The sequence below is a fragment of the uncultured Campylobacter sp. genome (assembly GCF_938045405.1).
Classification (GTDB): Bacteria; Campylobacterota; Campylobacteria; order Campylobacterales; family Campylobacteraceae; genus Campylobacter_B.
On the sequence record NZ_CALIMW010000253.1, the window covers coordinates 1 to 8,429 of the forward strand.

Annotated in this window: 7 protein-coding genes; all 7 read right to left on the reverse strand. The window is 48.9% G+C overall.

What is annotated here, in order from left to right; translation table 11 throughout:
• Positions 1-3,824: hypothetical protein (locus tag Q0140_RS10620; protein ID WP_297964411.1), on the reverse strand; the 3,824-nt coding region annotated here is incomplete at its 3' end.
• 1 nt (position 3,825) lies between these two features.
• Positions 3,826-5,229 (reverse strand): hypothetical protein, encoded by a 1,404-nt coding sequence (locus tag Q0140_RS10625; protein ID WP_297964413.1) that lies wholly within the window; start codon positions 5,227-5,229, stop codon positions 3,826-3,828.
• Positions 5,229-5,579, reverse strand: coding sequence for a hypothetical protein (locus Q0140_RS10630; protein WP_297964415.1), 351 nt, complete (start codon positions 5,577-5,579; stop codon positions 5,229-5,231). Before Q0140_RS10630 ends, Q0140_RS10625 begins: the two co-directional genes overlap by 1 nt.
• A gap of 10 nt (positions 5,580-5,589) precedes the next feature.
• Positions 5,590-6,243 carry an HIT family hydrolase gene (locus Q0140_RS10635; protein ID WP_297964417.1) on the reverse strand — a complete coding sequence of 218 codons (654 nt, stop codon included), beginning with the start codon at positions 6,241-6,243 and terminating at the stop codon, positions 5,590-5,592.
• A gap of 2 nt (positions 6,244-6,245) precedes the next feature.
• Entirely contained in the window at positions 6,246-6,497 is a 252-nt protein-coding gene (locus tag Q0140_RS10640; protein WP_297964419.1) for a hypothetical protein, read from the reverse strand.
• Positions 6,487-8,031, reverse strand: a complete 1,545-nt coding sequence (locus Q0140_RS10645) for a phage head-tail adapter protein (RefSeq protein WP_297964421.1) — start codon at positions 8,029-8,031, stop codon at positions 6,487-6,489. The genes Q0140_RS10640 and Q0140_RS10645 overlap by 11 nt, the downstream gene beginning before the upstream one ends.
• Positions 8,021-8,332: a hypothetical protein gene (locus Q0140_RS10650; protein WP_297964423.1), complete on the reverse strand. Its 312-nt coding sequence runs from the start codon at positions 8,330-8,332 to the stop codon at positions 8,021-8,023. The genes Q0140_RS10645 and Q0140_RS10650 overlap by 11 nt, the downstream gene beginning before the upstream one ends.
• Positions 8,333-8,429 lie beyond the last annotated feature (97 nt).

Genomic DNA, 8,429 nt, shown 5'->3' on the forward strand with positions numbered 1-8,429 from the left:
ATTCTCGGCTTACCGCTTAGTGTAACGTGGTTTCCGATCTTAATAAATTCGCTATCGGCTATGTCGGCTTTAAATGAGCCAAAGCGGCTATTTTTTTCGCCCGCCCGCTTTAAAATTTGTTCCTTATTCTCTCGCGCTTTGATGACTGCGTCTATTTGCCTGTCTGCTTTTTTTGCATTATACCCCGCCGCTCCCGATACGTTTGCGGGGATCAAATCCGCCGATGCCCTAAGCTCTTTTTGCGCCTCGCTTATTATCTTTTTCCTAACGGCGTCTTTCTTCGCTTCCGAAATTTCAAGTTTATCGACCTCGTTTAGGGTTTGATTTAGCCGCCTTTGGGTTGCGCTGCCCCTATTAAATTGCGAATTCTCATTTGCTCTTTCGACGAGCTTTTGATCTAACGCCTCTTTTTCTTTCATCGCATCTTCCCTTTGTAGCCTCTGCCTAATCCCCGCTTTTTGATTTTCTATTATGGCTAGGCGCTCTTTATCGTCTTTAGCATTTATTATCGCCTTTCTTAACTCGGCAGGCGGTAGTTCCTTTACTTTTTGGGAGTTTTGGGGTATAATATCCGTAGTTTGGTAGCCCAAGCCTTGATTTTCGAGTTTGCTACCTGGCCGGGTGAAAGTTTGGATAATACCGGCATCTCCTAATTTCTCCTTGCTTATTTTCTCAAGCCTTTTTAGGTCTTTGTCATTTACTTTCGTTGCGTGCTTAATATCGCCCGTTTCTTTTTCTACAGCCAATTTGCCGATTTTATTGCCGTCTAGTCGCTTGACTATTAATCCATAATCAAGCCTATTGTTAGCATAAAAATGCGTCGGGTTTTCTTTGATTTCTCGGATCAGCCTAAACACATCGGCGGGTCTACCGCTAAACATCTCGGGGTGTTTGTTTGCTAAATATTCCAAATCTGCCGAAATCTCATCGGTTTGAAGCTTTGCCAAATCTCTTACATTTGGGGCTAATTTAAATTTAACGTTATAATCGCTCTTTGCCGCAGCTCCGTCCTTAAGCGTAAAACCCTCCCCGCTTACAACCGCGTCATTTGCCACAATTGCGGGATTCTTTTCTCTAGCGGCTAATACGTCCTCTATCGTGGGTCTTTTTGCGCCCATCTCCTCTTTGATCTGTTGTTTTGCTCGCTCTACCAAATTCACCTTTTCTTGCGTGGTTAAGCTTGGATCTATCAACGCCTTTTTTAATTCCTCGGGGCTAAATTTAGCTCTTACGGCTTCGTCGTTTTGGGTTTTTAGAATTTGCCTAATCTCAGGGATAACCTCTTTTGTGAATTTACTTAGTCCCTCTTTGGTCGCGCTGTCTAAACCCTCCGTCGGTATCGCTTCGATATTTTTTATCGCGCCCTCTAAATCGCCCGCATTTTTAAGGGCGTTTGCAATATGGTTTTTAAGCGCTTGATTGTTGCCATACCACGGGATTTTGGATTTCAATTTGTTTACGAGGCGATTTCTAAGCATTACTTGAAACGCGCCGGTAATAGATTTGCCGATACCTTGCTGTAGTTCGGCGGTTTTTGGCGCCATTTCAGACAGCTGTTTTAAAATTTCACCCGAATTTTTTAACAGCGGCGCGCTTTGCTTCAGCTCCTCTACCGCCCCCGCTACCCGCTGCGATTTAAAAGGGATTTTGTCTATCTGCTCGAAAGCTTTTCCAAAATCCGTTATGCCGTTTTTTGTGTTTCGCTCGACGATATTTTTAAGCAGGCTTCCCTCTATGTTTGCGCGCTCGGCGGGATTTAGCGCGCTTAAAATTTCGTCTAAATTTTTTCCCGTCTGATTGTCTGCGCTTTTGATAAGTGCGCTCGTTAGGTCGTTCGTGTCTTTCATCGCGCCCGTTAAGCGCTTGTAAAGATCGCTTTCTTGCACTTCCTTAAAAGCCTTATAGTCATTTCGCGCCGTCTCCATAAGTGCTTTTGCTCGCTCGCCTACGCGCGGATTTATACGTGAAAACTGATCGAGCGCGCCGTTTACGGCATCATCAATAATCGCTCGCGCGTCGCCGAGCTCAAGGATACGCTCCCTGCTAAGGGCATCATTTGCCCCCTTCATAGCCGAAATTTCTTTGTTGATAAACGACCTCGCGTCCTGCAGCCCGTCAAGTCCTCCGCGCTCGATAGCTTTCATTATGTGCTTTGTGGTGCGCGAGTTTCCGAGCGTGTCTTGTAGCGCCGTAGAGACATTTTTAGATAGGGTGCGCGTATCAATCCCCGCGGTGCTAAATTCTCTATCCAGCGTCTTTATGACATTGCTAAAATCTCCTTTTGTGCGCGCCGCATACTCTTTGAGAGTTTGAACCGCATTAGGCGCATCCTTAAAGGCCTCGCCGATATTTTTCGCGAAACTGGAGTTTAACCCCTGCATAACCTTTTGCGTTTTGGCGAATGCGTTTGCATCGCTCGCTACGCTGTCGAGGATTAGCTTTGCTCCCTTGTCGTTGCTTAGCGCGCTTGCGAGCAGATCGGCTTCCCTTTGGCTTAAATTTTCGCCCTGAATAACGCGCTTGATCGTCTGTTCGGCGGGTTTTATAATTTTTTCGTTTGCAAAACCTATACCTTTATCTATGCTTTCGCTACCGGTTTTTGGGATGTGAAACGACCTATCTGCGTTAGAAAATTGGCTAAATCCCTCCTCTCCTAGCGCATTTTTTGTAGCAGCTAAATCCTTAAGCGTCTGCGCTTCTCCGCCCATAGATTTAATATACTGCGCCTCGGCTCCCTCGATATTATCGGTTACGCCTCTACGCATTAAATTTACTAAAATGTTATTATCCGCAATTTTTGCTGCGTTTTTCGCCACCGGGCTTATTATCCTCTCGCCCGCCTGTTTAATCGCAGGTGCTGCAGCCTTTATGAGCTTACCCGCCCCTGCAACCGCTACGCCTCCTAATGCGTCCTCGCCCGCAGCCTGAAGCGCCCTTGAGGCATAATCCCCCGCACTATACTCTCTGCCGACCGCTTCGCCTTTTTGGCGCAGATCGTTCATCGAGCCTATCGCGCTACCTCCTGCGCTCATAGCTAGCATAGGCACAAGGCTAGCCCCGCCGGTAAATGGAGCGAGCCCTGCACCGACGACGCCTCCTGCTATCTCGGTCTTGCGCGCGGCTAGGTCGTCCCAGAGGCTAGGCGTAACCTCTTTTTGAATAATTTGCCCGTTCGCGCCTCGGGTTCCGAAGTAAATTTTGCCGTCGCTAGTCTGCACCGCGCCAAGCTCATATCCTGCATTTTTTGCGATATAATCTAAATCTTTTTGTAGCTCCGCGGCATCTTTTTCATCTCCTGCTATGGTTTGAAAAAGAGACCTGCTAGATGCTTTTGCTACCTTGTCTTGCAAAATTTCATCTTTGCTTTTTGCCGGTTCGCCGCTTCCGAAAAACGAATTAGCAAGAATAGTCTTTGCCTCCATTCCTAACCCGTCAAGCGCCCCGCCTAAAAATTTACTCTTCTTATCGTTGGCTCGTGCTTCCTCGCCGCGCCCGAGCGTAGGCGCAGCAGGAATAGGGCGCCCGTCAAGCCCTAGTTTCGGCGCGGAATTTACGACTTCTCCCGTCTGCTCGTCTCTTATCGGCACGGGGCGATAACCTTGTGCCGCCCAATCGGTATTTTTGCTCTGTTGCGGTGCGGGGCGCAAAACTACGTTTTGTTGTGACGCGGCTTGGGTTTCTTGCTGCGGGGCTAAGCTTGCCTGCTGCGTGCCTTGCTGTTTATAGTATTCGGTTTTGGCGTAGTTCGTGATCTGCTCGGGTGAATATCCCTGCTGCATCAGTGCGCCTATTTTCCCATCTCCTAAAAAGCTTCTTGCGTTCATCCTAAAACTCCTCGTTAAAAATCCCTATTGCGTCCAACCTCTGACGCAGATCGTCGCTTGGGTATCCTCGCGGCGGTTGCGGGGCGGAATTTATCGGCGCAACGCTTACGGGCATACCCATTTTTTGCATAAATAGCTGCGTCGCTTCCCCGCTGCTCGCTTTTGCGCCCCTCTTTTTCCCCGCCAGCAGCTCTCTTATGTCCTCGATTGATTTCATTTTCGCGTCAAGCTGTCTTTGATAGTCATCGGCTCCCGCGTAACCTTGAGCTCTTAGGTTATCTATTACATTTTGGACTTCCATCAGGTCTTGTATGTATGAATTTATCGCGGTTTCTTGCGCGGTTTTAGACCCCGTGAGACCCGGGTCGAGACTATCTCTAAAGGTCGTGTAATTAAAATTTCCGTTTCCTTTCTGTAGATTTTGTCTCGCTCTAGCCCAGCGATCGGCAGACGCATTAAAGGCCGCCGCATCGGTGCTGACGTTTGATCCTAGAGTATTTATGGCTCTATCGAATACGCCGCTTTGCGTTTCAATGCCTTTACCCGTAAGACTGCTTAAATTCGAGGTGGTATTGATAAAATTCTCGCCTGCGTTAAGGGCGTTCATTCCCTCTAAAAATTTCTTTTGATTTAGCGCGATTGCGTTTTTCTGCCCCGCCGATGCCTCGGTTTGCTTCACTAGCTGCGGGTTCGTCTTCGCCGCAGCGTAAGCGTTGATATATTCGCGCTGCGCCTGCGGATCGGTCATCCCCTGCGGTATCTGTCCGCCGAGCTGCGAAAATATAATGTCGGCTTCGGCGTCGATCTGTTTTTGCTTGCGTTGCGCCTCCTGTTGCTTCAAAATAGGCTCTTGCGCCTTGTAAATTCCTCCTTGCGCTTCGGTTTGCAGCCTATACCGCCTGCCTAGATTGATCTTGTCTGCGTCGCTCAAGCCCTCAGGCAACTCCCCGAATTGCCCGCCTTGTTGCCCCGCGTTATACCACGCCATATCTATGCCCGCCTGTTTTTCCTGCTCGGCTTGGGCTTTATCTCGCGCTTGGCTGATATTCCATTGCAACTGCGTGTTCGCTCTAGCGTTGTCGGCGTATAGATTATTGATTTGAGCTCTACGCAACGCGTCGGTGCTGTAAAAGTTCCTCAGCCCCAAATCCTGATCGAAAGCGTTTTTCTTTGAGGTTTCGGCTTCGATTGTTTGATTGTGCCGCGCGGTTTCTTGATTTTTCTGCCCGTATAGGTATTCTTTCATCAAATTTGCGCGGTTCGTCTCGTCAAGTTGCGCCTGATTTTGATTTTTCGCCACGTTGTCCTTATAAATTTCATAGAGCGATCTACCGACCGCTCCGACTGCATCTATCATCCGTGTATCGTAGTTGAAATCTACCTTATGGGGGTTAAAAAAAGCCATTACTGCCTCGCAAAAGTGGACGCATTCCATCCGTCATATAAATTTTGCTCGGCGCGGTTTTGTCTGTCGATCTCGCGCTGCGAAAGCATCTTGTTGAAATTATATGCATCTTGCTGCATTTGTAGGGCTTTATTCGCCGCTTTTTGCTGCTGCAAGCCCGAATACAGACCGCCCGCCAAACCTGCAGCTTGTAACCACGTAGGCGTTCCGCCGCCCGAGCCTGAAAACAAGCCCAGCGCCCGATTGCCCGCACCTTTTAACATATCAAGAAAATTCCATCCGCCGCCTCTTGTCGCCGTATTTGCGGCTCCTGCTAGCCCGCCTGCTATACCTGAAAAAAATGGGTTCATCTCGTCCTCCTTAAAATCCCGCTTGTTTTAGAAGCTCCGCGCCGATCTCTACGTCGCTTACCTCCTCCCCTTTTTTCATCCTGTCGAATGCGCCGAGTTCTCCGCCCGATCTGTTCGTATCGATGATCTCGTCGGGTTTTTGCGTAGGCGTTGCGATCTTTATCATTGCGTTGGCTACCGCTTTCCAGCCGTCGTAGTTTTCGCCTAGCAGCGGCAAAAAGCCGTTTTGTTCCGCCCATTTTCCCATCTCCTCGGGCTTTATGGTAGGATAATCCTTGCTGAATTGATCTAAATTTTTATCAAAAACCGCCCTCTTGCGCGCCGTCTCTTGCGCTTGAGCTTGCGCTTCTTGAAGCTGTCTGATCTGCTCTTGCATCTGAGGCATTCCCTGCAAGCCCATACTATCGAGGAGCGCTTGCTGCTCGGGAGGAAGCTGCGCCGTTTTTGCCTCCTGCGCCGCTTTGGCTTTCTCCGCCTCTTGTGCCGCCTTTTGCTCCTCTATGCCTTGCATAGCGCTTGCTATCATATTTTGCAGATTTTCCTGCGTGATTTGCGGATGTTCTGTTTGCTGCGCCTCTGCAGGCTCTGATCCCTCTACCTGCTCTTGCCCCTCGCTTGCTTCTAGTTCGCCCACTAATGCGTTGATTGCGTCTTGCTCCGTCATCTCTATTCTCCCTTATAGTTTTCAAAAAATTCAAAGAAGCTTTCTATCAGCTTCACCTTATCCATTGCCCGCAGACGGCTTTCGTCGCTCGCATTCTCATCTTGCGCCGCGATCAGATATTCCTCGTATTTGATACTTAGCAAAACGATAAATTTCCTCACGGCGTCACTCCCCAAAATCGGCTCAAGCTCTTTATTTGACGTCAAATTTGAAATAGTGGCGTCAAAAACCTTTTTTTGCGTGTTAGAAAGCATTGCTTCCTCCTTGCATTGGATTTATATCGGGCGGTATCTGCGGCGGCAGGATCATCTCTCCCAACCTGTTCTGCTCGCCGATAAACTCGCTCGCATTTTTGATGCCGTATAGCGGCAGAAGCTCCAAAAGAAGCTTTTTGCTAGCCTCTTTCATCGCAGCAGCTCCCGCCTGATCTCCTATCTGCAAGCACATCCCAAACTGCGCGCCGATCATCTTTGCCGCATCCATCAGGGATTGCTTCTGCACCTCTTTATTTAGCGCCCCGATGCCCGTGTTTAGATTGACTTTGAAGCTCGGCACCTCGCCGCGTCCAAAGCCTGCGAAAAAGATCGGGTCGGCATATTTCCACACCAAAAACGCAAGCCGCTCAAATATCGGTTCAAAAAAGGTCTCATTGAATGTGCGGATATATCCTTGAAGCCTTACGCTGCCCTCATTCGCCATTATGCTTGCCATCGTGGCGGTCTCTTTCCGCACGGTCGTCGCGCCGTTTTGTTGAGGAGAGACGCCGCTAACTTCGCTCATCTCGTTTTCGATGACTTGAAGCGCCGCCATCGCTCCGCCTATGTCGCCCGCGGGCAAAACCTGCACGGCGCTTGGTTGATTTGTGTATATCGGCGTGCCTACGCTCTCAAGCTCGCCTCGCTCTACCATCGAAGCCTTGTCAAATATGATTTTCGGCGCGACCTGCTGGCGAATGACGTCGGTGATCGAGTTTCTATTCACATTGAGCTCGTTTTGCAGCGGCAGCAGCGCGGGCTCGCCGTAGGCGCTGACATAGGTTTCCTCGTCCGTGCATCTAATCTGCGGCAGCATATAGCCCACTATGAAAGGCTGCCCGTCTCGCAGCTCTATTTTGTCGCGCAAAAGCTCGTTTTCGTAGAGGCTAGAAACATACCATTTGCCTCCGCGCAGCTCGTAAATTTCGTAAATTTCGATCCGCTCGTAGGGTTTTTTGTTCTCAAAAGCCTCTTTGTTCTCTATTTTGAAAACGCCCCTTTTGCCGTAGCTCAAAATATCCTCGCTGCTAAGATAGATGCGATGCACCAGATAGGATATGTCGTTTAGCCCGCGCGCACCCGGATCAAAATATAGGTCTTGCAGGCTCACTTCGTCTATCATTGCGCGGTCTTTGCTCCAATACACCTTGACCGCGCAGCTTGCCGAAAAAGGCGCGCGTAAGAATATCGGTGCAAAGGTTTTGTATAGATTTATGCTCTCCGCGTAATGATCGATTGCGGCTTGCCATTTGTCTATCTCGTCGTCCGAAGAGTTGATATAGGGCTCCAGCTTTGCGAATTTGTCGTTGTTAAAATAGGTCTCCGTAAGCCCGTCGTAAATTCTTTTTGCCTTCGAATTGAGCTTCGGGATATAGTTTTTGCTTTTGTTGCGCTTTTGCAGGCTTTCTGCGAGCTCGGGGCGCAAGATCAGCAGATATGCCTCCTCCAAATCCTTGAAACCCTGCTTGTAGTGTTCATAGCCGTCCATCGCCGCAGTTTTGAGCTCCTGCAGATATGCCGTCCTATCGTCCATTTTTCCCTCCTAGCTTATAAAATGTTGAGCGCCCTATCCCCGTGAGCTCCGCCACCTTTTTAAAATTTTTCCCTTGCCGTATTAAAATTTCAGCCATTTTTGTTTTTGCCTTTTTTTTCGGTATGCGCGCGCTTCCTTGTGCTAAATCGCAAAAATATGCATATAGCGTGAGTTTTAGCGCCTCGTCGTTAAGTTTCGCGAAAGATCGCACGAGCACGGGATCAATCCGATCAAAAATATAATCATATTCTCGTCCATAATCTACAGCATTTATGGATTTTTCACCATGCATAGTCGTCATAGCGCTCCTCCTTTCTGCTCTGAAGTATCGGGCAGAGATCAAAAAAGCTCATTGCCAGCGCGTCGGCGCGATCAGGACTGCGGCCATACTCTTTTTT